This is a genomic window from Flavobacterium sp. 2, from assembly GCF_049949195.1.
Lineage (GTDB): Bacteria > Bacteroidota > Bacteroidia > Flavobacteriales > Flavobacteriaceae > Flavobacterium.
Map to the genome: position 1 here is coordinate 5,014,151 of NZ_CP188206.1, position 19,882 is coordinate 5,034,032.

At 34.7% G+C, this 19,882-nt stretch carries 13 protein-coding genes; 10 read left to right on the forward strand and 3 right to left on the reverse strand.

Features of this window, described 5'->3' with window-relative positions; translation table 11 throughout:
- The first annotated feature begins 225 nt into the window (after positions 1 to 225).
- The 10 genes from ACNFIH_RS21735 to ACNFIH_RS21780 all read left to right on the forward strand — a co-directional run bounded on the left by ACNFIH_RS21735 (position 226) and on the right by ACNFIH_RS21780 (position 13,678).
- Positions 226 to 1,764: a sialate O-acetylesterase gene (locus ACNFIH_RS21735; RefSeq protein WP_426484762.1), complete on the forward strand. Its 1,539-nt coding sequence runs from the start codon at positions 226 to 228 to the stop codon at positions 1,762 to 1,764.
- A 222-nt stretch (positions 1,765 to 1,986) separates the two neighbouring features.
- The gene (locus ACNFIH_RS21740; RefSeq protein ID WP_426484763.1) at positions 1,987 to 3,006 is read left to right on the forward strand and encodes a family 43 glycosylhydrolase; all 1,020 of its coding nucleotides are present in this window, start codon (positions 1,987 to 1,989) and stop codon (positions 3,004 to 3,006) included.
- Positions 3,007 to 3,008: 2 nt separating this feature from the next.
- Positions 3,009 to 3,338 carry an L-rhamnose mutarotase gene (gene rhaM, locus ACNFIH_RS21745; protein WP_035651080.1) on the forward strand — a complete coding sequence of 110 codons (330 nt, stop codon included), beginning with the start codon at positions 3,009 to 3,011 and terminating at the stop codon, positions 3,336 to 3,338.
- Positions 3,339 to 3,380: 42 nt separating this feature from the next.
- A complete protein-coding gene (locus tag ACNFIH_RS21750) occupies positions 3,381 to 4,649 on the forward strand; it encodes a DUF4861 domain-containing protein (protein ID WP_426484764.1) in 1,269 nt (422 codons plus the stop codon).
- Positions 4,650 to 4,679: 30 nt separating this feature from the next.
- Positions 4,680 to 6,029 carry a glycoside hydrolase family 88/105 protein gene (locus ACNFIH_RS21755; protein ID WP_426484765.1) on the forward strand — a complete coding sequence of 450 codons (1,350 nt, stop codon included), beginning with the start codon at positions 4,680 to 4,682 and terminating at the stop codon, positions 6,027 to 6,029.
- A 178-nt stretch (positions 6,030 to 6,207) separates the two neighbouring features.
- Positions 6,208 to 7,542, forward strand: a complete 1,335-nt coding sequence (locus ACNFIH_RS21760; RefSeq protein ID WP_426484766.1) for a hypothetical protein — start codon at positions 6,208 to 6,210, stop codon at positions 7,540 to 7,542.
- Positions 7,543 to 7,622: 80 nt separating this feature from the next.
- Positions 7,623 to 8,984 carry a family 43 glycosylhydrolase gene (locus ACNFIH_RS21765; protein WP_426484767.1) on the forward strand — a complete coding sequence of 454 codons (1,362 nt, stop codon included), beginning with the start codon at positions 7,623 to 7,625 and terminating at the stop codon, positions 8,982 to 8,984.
- 182 nt (positions 8,985 to 9,166) lie between these two features.
- Positions 9,167 to 10,495, forward strand: a complete 1,329-nt coding sequence (locus ACNFIH_RS21770) for a rhamnogalacturonidase (protein ID WP_426484768.1) — start codon at positions 9,167 to 9,169, stop codon at positions 10,493 to 10,495.
- Between the two features lie 341 nt (positions 10,496 to 10,836).
- Complete coding sequence (locus tag ACNFIH_RS21775; RefSeq protein WP_426484769.1) at positions 10,837 to 13,278, forward strand: glycosyl hydrolase 115 family protein; 2,442 nt, start codon at positions 10,837 to 10,839, stop codon at positions 13,276 to 13,278.
- Between the two features lie 223 nt (positions 13,279 to 13,501).
- Positions 13,502 to 13,678 (forward strand): histone H1, encoded by a 177-nt coding sequence (locus ACNFIH_RS21780; protein ID WP_026729959.1) that lies wholly within the window; start codon positions 13,502 to 13,504, stop codon positions 13,676 to 13,678.
- A gap of 139 nt (positions 13,679 to 13,817) precedes the next feature.
- Here ACNFIH_RS21780 and ACNFIH_RS21785 read toward each other — a convergent pair whose 3' ends face one another.
- The 3 genes from ACNFIH_RS21785 to ACNFIH_RS21795 form a co-directional block, all read right to left on the reverse strand.
- Positions 13,818 to 15,326 (reverse strand): rhamnogalacturonan acetylesterase, encoded by a 1,509-nt coding sequence (locus tag ACNFIH_RS21785; RefSeq protein ID WP_426484770.1) that lies wholly within the window; start codon positions 15,324 to 15,326, stop codon positions 13,818 to 13,820.
- Between the two features lie 182 nt (positions 15,327 to 15,508).
- The gene (locus ACNFIH_RS21790) at positions 15,509 to 18,376 is read right to left on the reverse strand and encodes a glycoside hydrolase family 2 TIM barrel-domain containing protein (RefSeq protein ID WP_426484771.1); all 2,868 of its coding nucleotides are present in this window, start codon (positions 18,374 to 18,376) and stop codon (positions 15,509 to 15,511) included.
- Positions 18,377 to 18,397: 21 nt separating this feature from the next.
- Complete coding sequence (locus ACNFIH_RS21795) at positions 18,398 to 19,774, reverse strand: rhamnogalacturonan acetylesterase (protein ID WP_426484772.1); 1,377 nt, start codon at positions 19,772 to 19,774, stop codon at positions 18,398 to 18,400.
- Positions 19,775 to 19,882 lie beyond the last annotated feature (108 nt).

Genomic DNA, 19,882 nt, shown 5'->3' on the forward strand with positions numbered 1-19,882 from the left:
AGTTTTCAGTTATTTAATATTTAAATTTGATTATCATTTTAAGGATATTGGTTTTCGTTAATATGGTAATGGTAAAATTAAGTGGTTTTGATTTTACAAAGGCAGTAACTTCATGTTGCTGCCTTTTTTGTTTTTACAATTCTTTAGTAAAACAGGGAAGCACAGGATACCGATATCGTTTTAGTACTTTATCTTTAAAGTTTTAGTATTAAAATTATATTCCGAATGATTTATTTAAAGAAATTGTTGTTATTATTCATCGTTTTAGGATTAAAACTGACGGCTGTTGGTCAGGTAAAACTGCCTGCGTTAGTTGGTGATAATATGGTTTTACAGCAAAATTCAAAAGTGAATTTATGGGGATGGGCTTCTCCAAACGAAAAAATCAAAATCCAATTAGGCTGGCAAAATAATCCTGTAGAAATTACTGCAAATCCTGACGGAACATGGAAAACAGCAGTCAGTACACCAGTAGGAAGCGAAAAACAATATGATATTACAATCGAAGCTTCAAATAAAATCATTCTTAAAAATATTTTAATTGGAGAAGTCTGGATTTGCTCTGGACAATCTAATATGTATTTTCCTGTTGGAAAAGAAGAAGGAACTTGGAAAACGGGAGTAAAAAATTATGAAGAAGAAATTCAGAATGCAAATTTTCCAGCAATCCGATTATTTACCGTTCAGACAAAAGCGTCTCAAAAACCTTTAGACGATGTTACAGGAAATTGGAATGTTTGTTCTCCTTCAACAATTAAATCTTTTTCTGCTGTAGCTTATTTCTTCGGCAGGGATTTGTACCAAAATTTAAAAGTTCCAATCGGATTAATTTCAACTTCTTGGGGCGGAACAAAAGCAGAGGCATGGACTGCACAAACTGTTCTAGAAAGCAATCCAGATTTTCTTGCAATTTTGGAACAAGATGCAAAAAATGAAAAATTATTTCAGGAGAAATTAGAAACGTATTATGCTGATTTGAAAAAAGAAAGACTTGCAAACAATAATGATATTTCGAAATCTCAGCTTAAAAAGCCAAAAAAAGAAGAAAATAAAACCTCTTATGTTTTATACAATGCAATGTTGCATCCGGTAACTAATTATACAATGAAAGGTGTAATTTGGTATCAAGGTGAAAGCAATGCAGAAAAGGCATTTTTGTACAGAAGTCTTTTTCCGACAATGGTAAAAAGTTGGAGAAGCGAATGGAATCAAGGCGATTTTCCGTTTTATTTTGTTCAGATTGCACCACACAAAGGACAAAATCCTTACATCAGAGAAGCACAATTAATGTCCTCAAAAGTAATTCCAAACAGCGGAATGGTTGTTACAACCGATATTGGAAATGCTGAAAATATTCATCCAATTGACAAACAAACTGTTGGTTATCGTTTGGCATTAATTGCAAAAGCAAAAACTTATGGAGAAACTAAACTAGTATATTCTGGACCAACTTACAATCATATGGAAATCAAAAAACAGCAAATTAAATTGTTTTTTGACGACGTTCAAAACGGATTTAAAAAGAACAATGAAGATTTTAAAGAGTTTGAAATCGCAGGAAACGACAAAGTATTTTATCCGGCAACAGCCAAAATTGACAAAAAGACAATTATAGTTTCTTCGCCAAATGTAAAAGAACCAGTTGCAGTTCGTTTTGCATGGAAAGCAGTTCCAGAACCAAATTTATTCAATGTTGAAAATTTGCCCGCATCACCTTTTAGGACAGATGATTGGGTAATAGAAAATGAAAAGAAAAATAATTGAGAAATAGTTTTGCACGCATAGTTTGTCATTCCGAGGAACGAGGAATCACACAAGTGACTAACAGGAAGTAATAAGTACAGTTTGTCATTCCGAGGAACGAGGAATCTCCACGAGAAGCTCTACAAAGATTGGACTTTCGTTGCGGAGTTACTCGCGAAGATTTCTCCTTCGTCGAAATGACAAGATTCAGCAATAAATGACAAAAAAACAACAAAAAAATAAATGAAAATTAAACCAAAACATCTTTTTATAATCCTAATAACTGCATTGCTCAGCCTAACAATGACAGCACAAAAAGACATTCAAAAAGATCAAAAACATATTGCTCCAAAACCATTATTCCGCGATCCAATTTATGACGGAGCCGCCGATCCAACGATTATTTGGAACAAAAAAGAGAAAAAATGGTTTATGTTTTATACCAATCGAAGAGCAAAAGATTCAACAGCAAAAGGAATTACATGGGTGCATGGAACAAAAATTGGTGTTGCAACTTCTGAAGATGGCGCAAGATGGACCTATAAAGATACTTGCAATATCAATTATAAATTAAAAGATGTAACCTATTGGGCACCAGATGTCATTAAATACAAAAATAAATATCATATGTATTTGACAATTGTTCCCGGAATTTTCAATGATTGGTATCATCCACGTTCGATAATTCATTTGACAAGTAGTAACTTAATGGATTGGAATTTTGAATCGGAATTAAAATTGGCTTCGGAACGCTGTATTGATGCTTCGGTTTTTCAATTGCCAAACGGAACCTGGAGAATGTTTTACAATAATGAAAATGATGGAAAATCAATTTATTACGCAGATAGTAAAGATCTATACAATTGGACCGACAGCGGAACGAAAATTGTAAAAGATAGAGGAGAAGGCCCAAAAGTTTTTGTTTGGAAAGGGAAAAACTGGATGGTAACAGATTCTTGGAGAGGTTTGAATATTTATTCTTCTGAAGATTTTTTAAATTGGAAACGCCAGGAAAAGAATATTCTTCAAACTCCCGGAACTGGTGAAGATGACAAGGTAATTGGCGGGCATCCGGATGTAATTGTAAATGGCGATCGAGCGTATATTTTTTATTTCACACATCCCGGTAGAACTCCAGAAAATAAAGGAGTTGAAAGTTATGAAACGAAAAGAAGTTCCATTCAAATAGCAGAATTGCAATATATAAATGGCGAAATTATCTGTAATAGAGATGAGCCTGTTCAAATAAATTTAAAGCATTAAAAATGGCAAATAAAAACACAATCCGAAACGCTTTCAAAATGAAATTAAAATCTGGTTTTGAAGCGGAATACAAAAAAAGACACGACGAAATCTGGCCAGAATTATCGGCTTTGCTTTCAGAAACTGGAATACAGGATTACAGTATTTTTTTAGATGAAGAAACACTGATACTTTTTGCGGTGCAGAAAATCAGTTCAGATTTTGATTTCGACTATTTGCCAAATCATCCAATAGTAAAAAAATGGTGGGCATATATGGGCGATATTATGGATACAAATCCTGATAATTCACCAATTTCGGTTTCATTAAAAGAGGTTTTTCATTTGGATTAAACCTTAAACTTTAAACAAAGAAAACCTGAAACAAAAAGAAAAATGAAAACAAAATATTATTTATCAATAGCTTTTGCAACAGCAATTTTAGCAAGTTGCAATGCACAAAAAGTTACTTTAAAAAACGCATCTGATATAGTAGTGCCACAAAAAGCAATCAGCATAAAAAGAAACCAAATTGCATCAAAATATGTCGCAAATAGTTTTCCTATTCTGATTAGTAAAAATGATACAATTCCGGCACAATTGAACGATTTGGACGGAGATGGAAAATGGGACGAACTTTTCTTGGTAACTGATTTTGCCGCTAACGAAAAGAAAATAGCAATATTAACATGGTCTTTGAAAGATCCTAAATTTCCAATAAAAACAAGTGCAAGATTCGGAAAAAGAGAAGCTAAAGATTTACCGGTTCAGCCAGCAACAGAGGAAGTTTTAATGGCGAATCAGGTGCATAAAAAACTAGGTTTTCAAAAATATCAAACTGACGGGCCAACTTGGGAAAATGATAAAGTAGGTTTCAGACATTATTTAGATGGAAGAAATTCAAAAGACGTATTCGGAAAAAAAATCCCTGCCATTACACCAGAAAATGTTGGAATAAACAGCAAAGGAGCTGTTGAAGACAATTATCACGTAATGTACGATTGGGGAAGAGATATTTTTCCTGTTGGGAATTCTGCAGGTTTGGGCGGTTACGCTTTATTGATAAATGACAAAATCAATCGTCTTGGAATTTTGACAAACGATACTTTAAACAATGTCGAAAAAACAACTTTCAAAATTGTAAGCGAAGGTCCAGTTAATTCGGTTTTAAGTTATAAATATCAAAACTGGAAAGCTTCTGGAAACGATTATCAAGTTCAGGAAACGACGTCTATCTGGCCGGGAATGTACGGTTATGAAAACACAGTTTCTATCAGCGGACTTAAAGGTGGAGAAACTTTTCTGGCAGCAATTTCAAACATCAATAATAAAAATCCGCTTCAAGTTGTCGAAGCTGGTGATTGGGTTTGTTTTATTCAGCATGATAATTTGACCTACAATCGCGAATGGATTTTAGGAACTGCAATTTTGGTCCCGAAGAAACTCTACAAAGGTTATATCGAAGCACCAAAAACAGGTCAGTTAACAGATTCTTATCTGGCAAAATTATCAATAGAAAACAATAAAAAAATCAGTTACTATGCCATTGCGGGCTGGGAATTGAGTGCAGATAAAAACTTTAAAGATTCAGCTTATTTCAGCAATTATGTAACCACTTTGGCAAAACAGCTTTCTGCCAAAATAACGGTTGAAATCAGTAAATAAAACAAAATGTAAACTAACACACTAACCATTATGAACTATAAATCAACCATTTTAGCAATGTTCGTTTTTGCATCAATTACAAATGCGAACGCACAAAAAACAGATGCGACAGCACCATTGCATTTAATGCAACCTGATTATCCAACGCCATATGTGATTCCGCAGAAAGAAGATATAAAAGTGGTTTTGGACAGGGTTTATAATTTTTTAGATAAAAATTCGGCTTCAAAAATTATCGATGCAAACACGAAAGCCGTTATTACAGATTATAAAAAAAGCAATCAGGATATTGTTTTTGAACCAGGTGCTTTCAGATTGACAAGCTATGAATGGGGTGTTACGTACGCCGGAATGCTTTTAGCTTCTAAAGCAACAGGCGAAAAATATTACGCTGATTATTCCAATAAAAGAATACAGCTGATTGCAGACATTGCCGAAAATTACAACGAAAAAAACATCAAAGATAAAGACATGCTTAAAACGCTTCATCCTGAAGCATTAGATTTTGCCGGAGCTCTTTGTGCAGCTTTTATTAAAGCCAAAAAAGAAGGTTTGAAAGCCAATATTGATCCTTTGGTAAACAACTACATCGACTTTATCAGCAATAAACAATTCAGATTAAAAGACGGAACATTAGCAAGAAACAGACCACAGGATAATACACTTTGGTTAGATGATATGTTTATGAGTGTTCCTGCATTGGCACAAATGGGAAGTTACACCGGAAACACAAAATATTATGATGATGCAGTAAAACAAGTAAATCAGTTTTCTGAAAGAATGTTCAACAGCCAAAAAGGAATCTACATGCACGGCTGGGTTGAATCAATGACAGTTCATCCTCAGTTTCATTGGGCGAGAGCAAATGGATGGGCAGTTATGACAATGGTGGAATTGTTAGAAGTTTTACCAAAAAATCATCCAGGTTATAATCAAGTTTTAACTCAATTGCAAAAACACATTGCTGGATTGGTTCAGTATCAGGACGGAACTGGTTTTTGGCACCAATTATTAGACAGAAATGATTCCTATTTGGAAACTTCGGCAACTGCTATTTATGCGTATTCAATTGCCAGAGCTATAAATCGCGGTTATGTTGATAAAATGACGTATGCACCAGCTGTTTTATTAGCATGGAATGCGGTTGCAACAAAAGTAAATGATAAAGGTCAAGTTGAAGGAACTTGCGTCGGAACCGGAATGGGATTTGATCCTGCATTTTATTACTATCGCCCTGTAAATGTTTTTGCTGCTCACGGTTACGGTCCGGTTTTATTGGCTGGAGCCGAAGTGATTATGCTTTTAAAAGACAGTCAGTTTCAAATAAACGACAGCTCTATACAATTAAAAATCGAAGGGAAAGATAATCTGCATAAATAAGTTAGGAGTTATTAATTATGAGTTATGAGTTTTGAATGCACTTGTAACGCTCTGTTTGTCATCCTTCCTTCGTCAGGGTGACAAAAAAACTTTGCGCCTCCGCGCCTTTGCGAGATTAATTGACAAACTAATTCAAAAAGAAAAACTCAGCGTCTTCGCAGTAAAACACCACCAACGTATGAAATCAACAATAAATATACTTTTCTTATTAATCGGTACGATTGCTTTTGCGCAGATAGGAAAACGATTTCCATCAGAAAAAAAGATAATAAAAGATCCTGTTACAGGTGTCGATTTAATCTTTTTAACAACAAAATCAGCTGGAGATTCGAAAACCTATCCAACACATCCGCAATGGACATCTGATGGTGAATGGCTTATTTTTAGAACCAAAAGAGCCAATGGAGAAGCAATGGCAGTGAACGAAAAATCAGGTGTAATGGTTCAGGTTACCGAAGGAGGTTATACCGGAACGTTATGCATGGCGCAAAAATCAATGAAATTGTATTTTATGCGAAAAGGCGATGGCGATAAAATGCAGATTATGGAAGTGAATTTGGAAGCCGTTTTTGCAGATAGTGAAAAAGGAAAAATGAAACCTGTTTCAGCTTACGAGCGTGTTTGCGGAACTACAAATCCGGAAATGGGCGCTTCGGGAGATATGGCTTTGGATGCGAATGAAGATCGTGTTTATTTCAGAATTGGAAAAGAAGAAGCTGCAAGACATTTGGATCCGAATGTAAAAATTGAAAAGAGTTTTGGAGCAAGAAATATGGGCGCAGGACCGGGTGGAATCAGCAGTATGAATATTAAAACCGGTGAAGTGAAACATGTAGTTTCAGTGCCGTTTCAAGTAGGACATATACAATCCAATATCTGGAATCCAGGCGAATTGGTTTTTTGTTGGGAAACGGGCGGAAAATCTCCACAAAGAACTTGGACAGTAATGGCTGATGGTTCAGGCTTACGACCTTTGTATCCTGAATCTGACTATGAATGGGTAACGCACGAAGTCGTAATTTCTAAAGATGAGGTGGCAATGGCGATTATGGGACATCGAAAAATTGATATTCAAAAAGAAGCTCCAGTTGAAGTGACTTCTAGTACCGACGTTCGAAATCCTCAAAATCCAGGTCAGGAAAGCAATTGGGGAAATTCTGGAACACGTGAAAAACCTACAGGTTTAGCAATTGTAAATTTAAGAACCCGCGAAATGATTATCGCCGGTCAAACAAAAAGCGGAAGCGGTTTATGGCATGTTCACGGTTCTTCTGACGGAAGATGGGCTGTTGGAGATGATTTCTCTAGAAGTTTATATTTAATTGACAGAAAAACAAATGAAATGATGATGCTGACAACCGGACATAAAGAAACAGCAGCAGATCACGTTCACCCAACTTTCAATAGAGACGGAACAAAAATTGAAATTCAGTCGGCAATGCTTTCTGAGGATAATAGAACGTTGAATATTTGTATTGTAAATGTTCCGAAAGAATGGCTGAAAAGAAAGTGATTAGTAAAAAGTGAAAAGTAATTAGTAAAATGTTTAAAAAGAATTATTCAGTTTTGTGTCGCTTAATTTTCATTGTTTTTATGAGTAATGTGGCGGTTTCTTTTGCGCAAGAATCAGGAAAAATGGATGCCATTTATTCTGGCGTTCCTTGGCTTGACCAAAACGGAAATATTGTAAGCGCGCACGGAGCCAACATTATAAAAGAAAAAGATACATTTTATTTATTTGGAGAAGCACACAGCGATACTAGCAATGCATTTGCGGGTTTTAATTGTTATTCTTCAAAAGATCTTTATAATTGGAAATTTGAGCGACAGGCGCTTCCTGTACAAGAATCTGGAAAATTGGGGCCAAATCGTGTTGGTGAACGAGTAAAAGTGATGAAATGCCCAAAAACCAATGAATTTGTAATGTACATGCACGCCGATACTTTAACGTATAAAGATCAGTTTGTGGGTTATGCTGTTTCAAAAAATATTGAAGGTCCGTACACATTTAAAGGTCCGCTTTTATTTGACGGAAAGCCTATAAAAAAATGGGATATGGGAACTTTTCAGGATACTGATAATTCGGGATATATTCTGGTTCATGGTGGTGAAATTTACAAATTAAGTGATGATTATAAATCGGTTACAGAAAAAGTAAATGAAAATATCACAACCGGATTTGAATCGCCAACAATGCTGAAAAAAGATAATTTGTATTATTTTATCGGTTCGCATTTGACAAGTTGGGAGAAAAATGATAATTATTATTACACCTCAAATTCGATTAAAGGCCCTTGGGAATTTCAAGGTTTGATTGCACCAAAGGAAACACTTACGTGGAATTCACAGTCGACATTTGTTTTGCCAATTCAAGGTTCTAAAGAAACGACATACATGTTCATGGGCGATCGTTGGTCATTTCCTAAACAGGCATCTTCGGCAACTTATGTTTGGCAGCCATTGACAATTTCTGGAAAGTCACTTTCAATTCCGGTTTATCAGGAAACTTGGCAAATTGATTTGGTGAGCGGAATTGCATCTGTGCCAAAAAACACAAATAAATTTCTAAAAAACAGCAATAAAGAAATTAAATATTCCGGCAATTGGAGTCATTCAGATAAAGAAAGCAAATCAGATGATAAGAATGCTTCGTTTTCGATTAAATTCAAAGGCCAGCAAATTGGTTTTTCAAGTTTTGTGGGAAGTGAAAATGGTTATGCTAAAGTTGTTTTGACAGATGAAAAAGGAAAAGTTATAACCACAGCAATTATCGATTTATACAGTAAAAATGTAACAGAAACAGCAGTTTATAAATCTCCAATATTAAAGAAAGATAATTATACTTTGACGATTTCAGGAACTGGGGAGAGACCAAATTGGTCCGATAAAAGAAAGTCAAATTACGGAAGTACAGGATATTATATTTCTGTTGCTCAGATTGAAATAAAGAAATAATATGATTATTTGTAATATACTAAATCATTTTTTTCGCCACAGATTAAAAGGATTAACACAGATTAAAACAAATAGAATTAGATTTATAAAAAATCCTTAAAATCTTTTTAATCTGTGGCCTTAAAAGAAATTTAGTTCGCTAATTGTACAGCCAATAAAAAATAAAATAAAAACAGCTTATAATGAAAAAGTTTTTCACTTTAGTTTTATGTGTTTTGGGAATTTCCCAAAGCTCATTTTCACAAAAATATGCAAACGATAAATTTCCTGATGGAACCGAAATTCCGGTTTGGTTTAAAACGTATACTAAACTCCAATTGAAAGATTTAGGAAAAAAATATATCATTACAGATTTTGGAGTAAGTAAAGACAGCACAAAACTTCAAACAGTTGCTATTCAGAAAGTGATAGATAAAGCGGCAGCAAATGGCGGAGGCGTAATCATAATCCCAAAAGGGGTTTACTTGAGCGGTGCTCTGTTTTTTAAGCCAAAAACGACTTTATACATCAGCGAAGGTGGTGTTTTAAAAGGTTCCGATGATATTTCAAATTATCCAATTATGCCGTCAAGAATGGAAGGCCAAAATCTGGATTATTTTCCGGCTTTGGTAAATGCTTACGGCGTTGATAATTTTTCGATTTCAGGAAAAGGAACAATAAATGGTAACGGAAGAAAATATTGGGATGCTTTCTGGGCGCGCCGAAAAGAAAATCCGAAATGTACTAATCTTGAAGTTTCAAGACCACGATTGGTTTTTGTTTGGAATTCAAACAATGTGCAATTTCAGGACGTAAAATTCATTAATTCAGGTTTTTGGACAAATCATTTTTACAAATGCAATAACATAAAAATACTGGATACTTATATTTATTCTCCACATCAAAAAGGCGATGCTCCAAGTACAGATGCAATTGATCTTGATATTTGTAGCAATGTATTGATAAAAGGATCTAATATGTCTGTAAATGATGATGCGATTGCGCTAAAAGGAGGTAAAGGACCTTACGCAGATCAAGATAAAAACAATGGGGCAAACACCAATATTATTATTGAGGACTGTAAGTTTGGATATTGTCATTCGGCTTTAACTAATGGAAGCGAGGCGATTCATAACCGAAACATAATTATGCGCAATTGCGAAGTTGATGGGCCGTCAATATTATTACATCTTAAAATGAGACCTGATACCCCGCAACTTTATGAATATATCAGACTTGAAGACATTAAAGGGCAAACCAAAAACGGTTTGGCTATTTTGGCATGGAAACAGTTTTTTGATTTAAAAGGTCGTCCTGATGTTCCATTATCATACGGAGATAACGTTACTTTAAAAAATATTGATCTTAAATGCGAAATGTTTTATAAAGTAGAAAACGACCCAAATGTACGTTTGTCAAACTTCACTTTCGAAAACTTAAATATTGAATCTGCCAAAGCGGACATTGATAAAAGTTTGATTAAGAATGTGACTTTTAAAAATGTTTATGTGAATAAGAAGGCTTTTGAATAGGTTCAAAGGTTCAGAGTTGCAAAGGTTCAAAAGGTTTTCTGTAGAGGCGCACAGCAGTGCGTCTAACACAAAGTAACCATAAAGTTTGTCATTCCGAGGAACGAGGACACGAGCGTTAGCGAATTGGCGAAGCAATCTTCAGAAGTAGCTCTACAAAGTAAGTCACCAATCTTTGTCGATTTTTATAGTTTTAATTCTCTGTTTTGTCATCCTGAGGAACGAAGGATCACACTAGAAGCTCCACATAGAAACCCCCAAATCTTTGTCGAATAACATGTGAGATCCTTCGTTCCTCAGGATGACAAGTTTGTGTAAAGCCTTCGTGGCAAAAAAATATTGCAATGAAAAAAATACTGTTATTAATTTTCTCGATTTTATCCATAAATGGTTTCTGCCAAAAGAAAAACACAAGCGATTTTTTAATTGCAGATAAAAACAATGCAGGAAATATCTTCATCGATAAAAACACAGATCCATTAATTATTTGGGCGGTAAATGAATTAGCAGATGACGTTCAAGAATTAAGTGGAAAACGACCAGAAATACTTCAAGCTAATTCATTTTCTAAAAACGGAATTTATATTGGAGAAGTTTCAAATACACTTTTTAAAACAAGAAAAGAGCAAAAAGAACTTTCGAATCAATGGGAAAAATTTTCTATCCAAAAGGAAAAAGAAAATCTAATAATTGCTGGTTCTGATGTACGCGGAACCGTTTATGCAATTTTCGAAATATCGGAACGTCTAGGAATTTCCCCTTGGAAATGGTGGGCAGATGTACATCCAATAAAACAAGAAAAACTTTCTTTAAAACTTTCAGGTAAAAATATAATTACATCGCCTTCGGTTCAATATCGTGGTATTTTTTTAAATGATGAAGATTGGGCGTTACAGCCTTGGGCAGCTAAAACATTTGAGCCAGAAACGGGTGATATTGGTCCGAAAACTTACGAGAAAATCTTTCAATTACTATTGCGTTTAAAAGCCAATACAATTTGGCCAGCGATGCATCCGTCAACAAAAGGATTTTTTACGATTGCCGGAAATAAAGAAATGGCGCAAAAATATCATATCGTAATTGGTTCTTCTCACGCCGAACCAATGCTTCGAAATAATGTTGACGAATGGAAACCAAAAATCTACGGCGATTACAATTATTTTACGAATAAAACCCAAGTTAATAAATATTGGCAGGATCGTTTAGATGAATTAAAATCGGCTCAAAATGAAACGATTATGACGCTTGGAATGCGAGGCGTTCATGACAGTAAAATGGAAGGAGCAAAGGATTTAAACGAATCGATTTCAATGGTTGAAAAGATTATCGTGAACCAGCGTGAAATGCTTTCAAATACTTTCAAAAAGCCTTTAGCAGATATTCCGCAAGCTTTCGTTCCGTATAAAGAAGTTTTAGAATTATACGATAACGGACTAAAAGTTCCGAGTGATATAACCTTAGTTTGGCCCGATGATAATTACGGATATATTCGCCGTTTGAGTAATGATGAAGAACAAAAAAGAGCAGGAGGAAGCGGTGTTTATTATCACATCAGTTATTGGGGAAGACCGCACGATTATCTTTGGCTGAGCACGATGCAACCTGGTTTGATTTGGTACGAAATGAATAAAGCCTATCAAAACGGAGCAAAAAAAATGTGGATCGTAAATGTAGGCGATATAAAGCCTGCCGAATATGATACGGAACTTTTCCTAGATATGGCTTGGAACATCAATTCTATTAAATCGGACGGACTTAATCAATATTTGAAAGATTGGGCTTCAAGAGAATTTTCTCCGAAAATAAGCGCTGAAATAAGTGCGGTTTTTGAGGAATATTATCGTTTGGCATTTCTTAGAAAACCAGAATATATGGGCTGGAGCCAAACAGAACCAACAACGCAAGTAAAACTATCTGATTTTTCAGAGAAGGAAATTTGGAATAGAATAAAAGCTTATGATAAACTTATTGAAAAAGTAGGCAGTCTTTCAGCCTTTATTCCGCAGGAGCGAAAAGATGCTTGGTTTCAATTGGCTGTTTATCCTGTAAAAGGAGCCGCTTACATGAATCATAAGTTCTTATACTGGAATTTGGCAACAATTGCTTCAGATGAAAAAGAAAAGGCAAAATATGAACTTTTAGCTTCAGAATCTTTCCATAAAATTGAAGCGCTTACAGATTTTTACAATACGAAATTAAGCGACGGAAAATGGAATAAAATGATGTCGATGCATCCTAGAAATCTTCCTGTTTTTGATTCGGTTAAAAAGCCAGAATCAATTGTAAAAGTGCAAAAGGAAACGACAAACCGAATTGCAATTCAAGCCAATACATTTGTTTCGCAAAAAGGTTTTAAAAATTACAATTGGAAAACAATCAACGGATTAGGATATAGTAACAACGCTATAACTTTATTTCCATTGAAACAACAGTATTTCAAAACAGAAAAACCTTTTATAATTTATGAATTTGAAATTATGACTGCTGGAGAATATGAAATAGAAGTTCGTTTGCTGCCAACGCACGCTAATAATTTCGATCATGAAATTGGTGTTCAATTGGATAAAACTGTCTTACAAAATTTTAAAACAAATACAAAAGACAGAGATAAAACCTGGAAAGAAAATGTTTTACGAAACAGCGCCATTGTAAAACTTCCTGCATCGAATTTAGAGAAGGGAAAACACATAATCAAAGTTGAGGTGAATCAGACAGGCATTGTGCTAGATCAGTTGGCAGTTTATCCGTCAAGCGAAGGAAGTTCCTACGAAATACCATTAAAATAAGCATTAAATGATGATTATGAAGCAGTAACAGTTGAGAAAAGGAGAAAAAAATAAAAAAAAATAATTTTTTAAATTTTTGTAATCTGTTGATATAGAGATTTAAAGAAAACAGGTTAAATAATTATTAACTCAAATAGCCAAAACAGTTATAATTTTAACATTAATCGTGCGTTATAGTTCCAGCAAACTTTTATTTTTGCGCCTTAATTTAACAAGTATAAGCATGAAAGATCTATTAGTAAAAATCAACGCCGAAATTGACACATTTAAAGCAGAAGCTGAATCTTTAACTGAAAAAGGTATCAAAGCTGCTGGACCAAGAGCTAGAAAAGCTACTTTAGAAATTGAAAAACTTTTGAAAGAGTTCAGAAAAGTTTCTATCGAAGAATCAAAAAAATAATACGCTTCGTATTTCAAAAACAAAAACCTCGCTTATGTAATGTAAGCGAGGTTTTTTTTAGTTATGAATTATGAATTATGAATTATAAGTTGATTTTGACTTTGTATTTAACTCATAATTCATAACTTATAATTCATAATTATTTCGGGGTTTCAATATAATCTTTCAAATTACAGTCTTTTATTTTTTTTAGGCTTTCTGCGACGGTGAGTGCATTAAATGCAGCACCTTCTGCGCCTGTATGTGTATGATCTTTTGGGAAAAAGGCTTTTACTTTTTCTTTTCCTAAAGCTTCATATTTTAAAGCGACAATATCATTTAAATCGATAAAAGGAACTTTTTCTTTTTCTGCTGCTATTTTTGACCAAATTACATACGTATCGGTTCTACGTTCGGCTTTTTCATTTGGCCATTCGTTTCTTGGCGTCAAACTTAAAACAATCGGAATTGCGCCTTTTTCTTTCGCTTCTCTGATAAATTTCTCCATATACCACCCAAAAGTATGTACGATTTCTTTTGAGCCGTCTGGACGCGTTACTTCTTGTGTTTCATCACCATTTCCTTTTAGCGAACCTCTGAATTTTTCTTTGTCAATATCGCCCGCGTCATTATGTCCAAATTGAATAATAACAAAATTTCCTGGCTGAAGTTGATTTTTTACTTCGTCCCAAAGACCTTCGTAAACAAAAGTTCTGGTGCTTCGTCCACCTCTGGCTTTATTGATTACTTCAATTCTCGTTGTGTCACAATATTGCGGAAACGGAACTCCCCATCCAACAGCATCCGGATTATTGTTATTATTGGCCATTGTTGAATCACCTATTAAAAACAATTTTTTCTTTGGCGGAAGCGCAATTTTTGGGTTTGGTAAAATGTAATTTTTCAAAGAATTTTTGCTCGCTTTCAATTCATTGATAATAACTGAAGCCGAAAGCACTGCGCCTTTTGCCGATGTATGCGTATGATCTTTTTTGTAGAAATAAGTTCCGGTCACTTTTGCTTCGCCGAATTTCTCCATTTCTATAGCCATTTTTTCATTCAAATTGATGAACGTAACTTTTTCCTTTTCAGCAATTTGTTTGGTCCATAAACCATATGATTTATCGTTTCTCGGAACTTTTCCTTCCTTCCAATCGTTTCTTGGAATTGGCGAACAAATTATCGGAATTGCGCCTTTTGATTTGGCTTCGCGAACTACTTTTTGAATATACCAGCCGTAGCTGTGAACAGTTTCGTGTTTTTTGGTAATTAAATTGTCAATTTCCTGTGATTCATTTCCAATTCCTTTTATTGTGCCGCGCGCGCGAAGAGTATCGTTCAAAGGCCCGTCATCATTATGTCCAAACTGAATCAAAACATAATCGCCTTTTTTAAGTTTGTTCAAAACCTCAATCCATAAACCTTTATCCTGAAAAGTTCTGCTGCTGGTTCCGCCTAAAGCATGATTTTCGATATTGACTTTTGTAGTATCTAAAAACTGCCCGATATAATCGCCCCAGCCCCAAAGTCCACCTACGCCGTCACCTTTACCGTTCTTTACAGTTGAATCACCAACCATATAAACAGTTGGTTTGTTGTTTTGATTGGATGTAAAATTGAAAAATAATACTGCTAAAATTAAAGCAGAGAGTATTTTAAATGTTTTCATATTTTGAATTGTGAATTGTGTGTATTTATTTAACCGCAAAGTTCGCAAAGCCATACGCGAAGTGCGCAAAGCTTTGCGAACTTTGTTTTTTTCTCAGCACAAATTGATAAATCTTAGCGTGCTTTGCGGTTAAAAATGATATAGTTTTTCAACGTGAAACTTGAAACAAAGAAAACCTGAAACTAAATCTTATCTCTAAAATCAAACCATAAATTCATCTTAATCCCGTCGTCACCGCTTTTAATTCTGATGTTTGTTGGCTGACTTTGTGGTCCTTGTTGCTCTAAAGGTTTGAAATCTCTCATTGCCGGAATTTCATACATAAATGAAATATCACCTTCTGGAAATGCAGGCTGTGGATTACTTCCTGGGAAACCATTTTTAGGCAAATCAGGCGTAAATAATCTCAAGAATAAATTATCAGATTCACTGAAAACTTTAAATGATGAAGCGCCCGCTTTTAAGTTTGCTCCCAATAAATTAGCATGATAACCTTTAAATTCTGGATAAACTAAGTTTTCAAAACTTTCTCCTGTAATCGTATTGTTATAGTCTTTCTCCCAAATACCGTAAGTTGTTCCTTTAATTCTGTTTTTCCAAACGTGGTAAGGACCTCTTCCAAACCATTTGATTCCAGTCACTTCTTTTTCAGGAAAACTGAAAGTGATTCCAAATGAATTGATTTTATCCTCGAAAAAAGCACCGTCGAATCCGTCTGCACCGTTTGCTCTTTCGTTTTTCAAAACAATCATTTCCATTTTAAATCTTCCATCAGCTTCCATAGTCCATTTGATAGAAGATATTCCTCCAGCGTATGAAACTGTACAAATCGCTTTATCGCCTTCTTGAGAAACCTGAATATCTTTTAATTTCGCTTTCATTCCAATTGGACGCGGACCATTTGTCAACGGAATTGTTGAAGTTGCATTTTTAACCGAGGTAATTTCTCCGTTTTCTGAACTTAAAACAACAGTTACATCGCCTCCTTTTAAAGTAACTTCAGTTCCTGTTTTCACAGCCAATGCTTTTTCTTTTGTATTTTGAACTGCTAAAAATTTATTCGCATAAAATAAAGCTTTGTGAATAGGCCATGTCCAAGTATAAATTTCTTTTCCAAATTGATCGTAAGCCGAAATCGATAAAACATCACCTTCAGCAAAATTACTCAGAACAGCAAATTGAATTTTGCGTGTTTCTCCCGGATCAATACTCGGAATCTCGATTTTTCCTCCACTTATTTCTTTGGCAGTTCCAGTCGTATAAAGCACATTTTTATCGGATTGTAATACTTTGAATTCCATTTTGCACGTATTCAAATTACTGAAAAGATAGTCGTTTTTGATTAAGAAAGTACCATCAAAACCTTCTGTAACTTGTTTTGGCGTAAACTGAATTGGTGCCCAAACTTCTTTTACTGTATAATAACTTCCTTCTCTTTCGCGGTGCGGACCTAAAATTCCGTCTGCAGCTAAAGAACCTTTTGAATCGAATTTTGCATCTCCTTTCCAATCAGAGCGAAAAACAGCTTCGTCCAACATCGCCCACATAAATCCTCCTGCAAAAAGCGGACTTTCTTTGTAACGATTCCAGAAATCTTCTAGTGCGGCGCCATGCCCGTTATCATACGTTCCGTGCATAAATTCCGTTGGGAAAAATACATTTTCACCGGCATTAAAACGGTGCATTCCTGTTAGGTAAGTCGGGTAGTGGTGTGTGTCCCAGCCATTAAAATCAGCCCAAGGGTGAATCACGATTCTCTTTTGAGGATCAAGATCTGCGAAGACTTTATCAGTATCATAATTCCATCCACCTTCATTTCCATTATCCCAAATAATCACAGAGGCATGATTAACATCGCGCGTAATCATTTCAGTTGCTAATTTTTTCCCAGTTTCAGTATCATAAGAATTTTGCCATCCTGCCAATTCATTCAAAACAAAAAGACCAAGTGAATCGCAAACTTCTAAGAAGTGCGTATCCGGAGGATAATGCCCACGAACCGCATTCATATTCATATCTTTGATTAATTTTCCGTCCAGTTCGCTGATGCGTTTGCTGGTGCTTCTTCCGCCTTCTGGCCAAAATGAGTGACGGTTAATTCCTTTCATAATGATTTTGGTACCATTAAGATAAATTCCGTCTTGTTTTTTAAATTCTAAAGTTCTGAAACCAATTCGTTTGTCGTATTGATGAACTGCTGTTCCGTTTTGTTTTAAAACCAATTGCAAGTCATATAAATTTGGATTTTCAGGGTTCCAAGGTTTAATGTTTTTCCATTGTGCAGCAATCGTTTCTTTTGTAGATTTCGCTTTAAGCGGAAAAGTAAAAGTCTGGAAATTTTCTCCGTTTAAACCTTTTAAAGTAGCTTCTAAAGTAGCGTTTTTAGAAACATTTTTCAAATTCAAATCAACTATAATTGAACCATCCATTTTAGGGTTTACGGCAATATTTTCAATATGTGTTTTTGGTGAAACTTCCAACCAAACCGGACGATAGATTCCGCCAAATAACCACCAATCTGCTCTTCTTTCAGCCGCATTTACCGATTTGTTAGCCGATTGTTTCCAAACATGAACTTCTAAAGTATTTTTAGATCCGTATTTTAATAAAGAAGAAATGTCATATTTAAATTCATAAAAACCACCTTGATGAATCGCTCCGGCCAGTTTTCCGTTTACTTTCACTTCAGTATCCGTCATCGCACCGCCAAATGCAATCAAAACATCTTTGCCTTTATAATCTGCCGGAACTTCAAATTCATATTTGTACAAACCTTCTTCTTTGCTTGGCTCTTTTTGGTTCAATTCTTTGTACCAGCGGCCATAAGTATATTCGCCAAAACCTTCTAATTCCCATTGTGACGGAACGTTTATTTTGGACCAAGTTTTACTGTTGTTTCCATCGGTACAATAAAAATCCCATTGCACAGGATGCTCAAAATCTTTTCCAGACAAATAGACTTTTTCAGTTTGTTGTGCATGGCTGTTTTGGGTCAGAAAAAGCGAAAATGCAAGAATAGATAGATTTTGGATAGTGTTTTTTAGTAGCATAGTAAAGTGATTCTTTGATGGTTAATTACCATCTGGTTTAACAATTTCAAATCGGGCGCTCATAGGTAAAGTCCAGCTTGAAATGAAATTTGGTTTCTTCGGATTATAATCGGGTGTTTCTTTTTTGATGTGTTTTTTTAGCGGAATATCAAGTTCACGAATTCCCTTTAAAAGACAAAGAGCAATTTCGTTGGCTCCAAATCCATTAAAATGCGTATTGTCATCTAATGCTTTTTCTTGTCCCGGAAAAGTATTGGCAGGATATTGTACAAAAGCTTTTCTTGAAGGTTCGTCGCCCCAAGCTTCATACAATTCGGTTGTCATTTTTGTAACATCAATTAAAGCGATATTGTTTTTTTGTGCAACTGCTCTCATTGCAGCAGGAAATTCGCCATGTGTTTCTTTTAAAGTTCCATTTTCATTGAAAAATCGACGCTGTGTTGGTGTAACCAAAACCGGAATCGCACCTTTTTCTTTAGCCGAATTTACAAACTCAGCCAATAAAGTCGAATAAGATCCAAAAGCACCATTGCCTTCGCCTTTTATTTTTTCGTCATTATGACCAAATTCCACAAATAGATAATCTCCTTTTTTGATTTCAGAAAGTATTTTTTTCAAACGATTTGCTCCTTTAAATGAACTTAATGAAGAACCAGAATAAGCATAATTTGCAACCACAATATTTTGATCAAAGTAATTGGTAATAAACTGTCCCCAAGAGGCCCACGGTTCAACATCTTGATCTGTAACGGTTGAATCTCCTGCGAGATAAACGACAGTTAAATTGTCTTTTCTAGTTATTTTAATACTTTGAATTGAAACTTCTCCAAGAAATTCAAGCGTCAGTTTATGGTCCCAGTTTAAAATTTCTTTTTCACGATCTTTTAAAATTATATTCGTTTGATCGTCTATTTTGATATTTCGGACATTAACATTAAAAGTCTGAGTGATTTTTTGTCCTTTTTTTACAGCAAATTCGTTAAGCATTAATCGTCTTGATTCTGCTTTTATGGTCACTTTTGAATCTTTTTCGGTACTTCCTATAGTAACTTCAACTTGATAATTTCCTTCAGGAACGGCAACTGAAAAGTAAACAGGTTTTGCAATCGAGAAAGAATTCGTATTGATTTTTACATTTGAAGCCGAGTTAAAATCAAACCCAAAACCTTTTGTATCATTATAAACTAATGCATTGTTTATTAAAATGTTTTTTTTGTTTTTTGATTGATTTCCAAAAACAAAAAGCTGTGATGCTGTATTATTTTTCACACTGTCATTTTTATTTTCTGAAGAAGAATAAACAGCATTATTGACAGGCAAATTAGAATTCATTGCAAAGAACTGATTCGGCATTGCCAAACAAATAACCATCGATAAGAAAGTACTGATTTTTACCAATTTTTTGAGATTTTAATTTTTTTATTTTCAAACTTAATGGTTCATTTTTGATATAGTATCCTGTACTATGATGTTAAAAAGAATTTAAAAATGCTAAAAATTAATATA

Coding starts and splice junctions, on each gene's coding strand:
- ACNFIH_RS21735 (WP_426484762.1), top strand. CDS start 226: ATGATTTATTTAAAGAAATTGTTGTTATTATTCATCGTTTTAGGATTA.
- ACNFIH_RS21740 (WP_426484763.1), top strand. CDS start 1,987: ATGAAAATTAAACCAAAACATCTTTTTATAATCCTAATAACTGCATTG.
- rhaM (WP_035651080.1), top strand. CDS start 3,009: ATGGCAAATAAAAACACAATCCGAAACGCTTTCAAAATGAAATTAAAA.
- ACNFIH_RS21750 (WP_426484764.1), top strand. CDS start 3,381: ATGAAAACAAAATATTATTTATCAATAGCTTTTGCAACAGCAATTTTA.
- ACNFIH_RS21755 (WP_426484765.1), top strand. CDS start 4,680: ATGAACTATAAATCAACCATTTTAGCAATGTTCGTTTTTGCATCAATT.
- ACNFIH_RS21760 (WP_426484766.1), top strand. CDS start 6,208: ATGAAATCAACAATAAATATACTTTTCTTATTAATCGGTACGATTGCT.
- ACNFIH_RS21765 (WP_426484767.1), top strand. CDS start 7,623: ATGAGTAATGTGGCGGTTTCTTTTGCGCAAGAATCAGGAAAAATGGAT.
- ACNFIH_RS21770 (WP_426484768.1), top strand. CDS start 9,167: ATGAAAAAGTTTTTCACTTTAGTTTTATGTGTTTTGGGAATTTCCCAA.
- ACNFIH_RS21775 (WP_426484769.1), top strand. CDS start 10,837: ATGAAAAAAATACTGTTATTAATTTTCTCGATTTTATCCATAAATGGT.
- ACNFIH_RS21780 (WP_026729959.1), top strand. CDS start 13,502: ATGAAAGATCTATTAGTAAAAATCAACGCCGAAATTGACACATTTAAA.
- ACNFIH_RS21785 (WP_426484770.1), bottom strand. CDS start 15,326: ATGAAAACATTTAAAATACTCTCTGCTTTAATTTTAGCAGTATTATTT.
- ACNFIH_RS21790 (WP_426484771.1), bottom strand. CDS start 18,376: ATGCTACTAAAAAACACTATCCAAAATCTATCTATTCTTGCATTTTCG.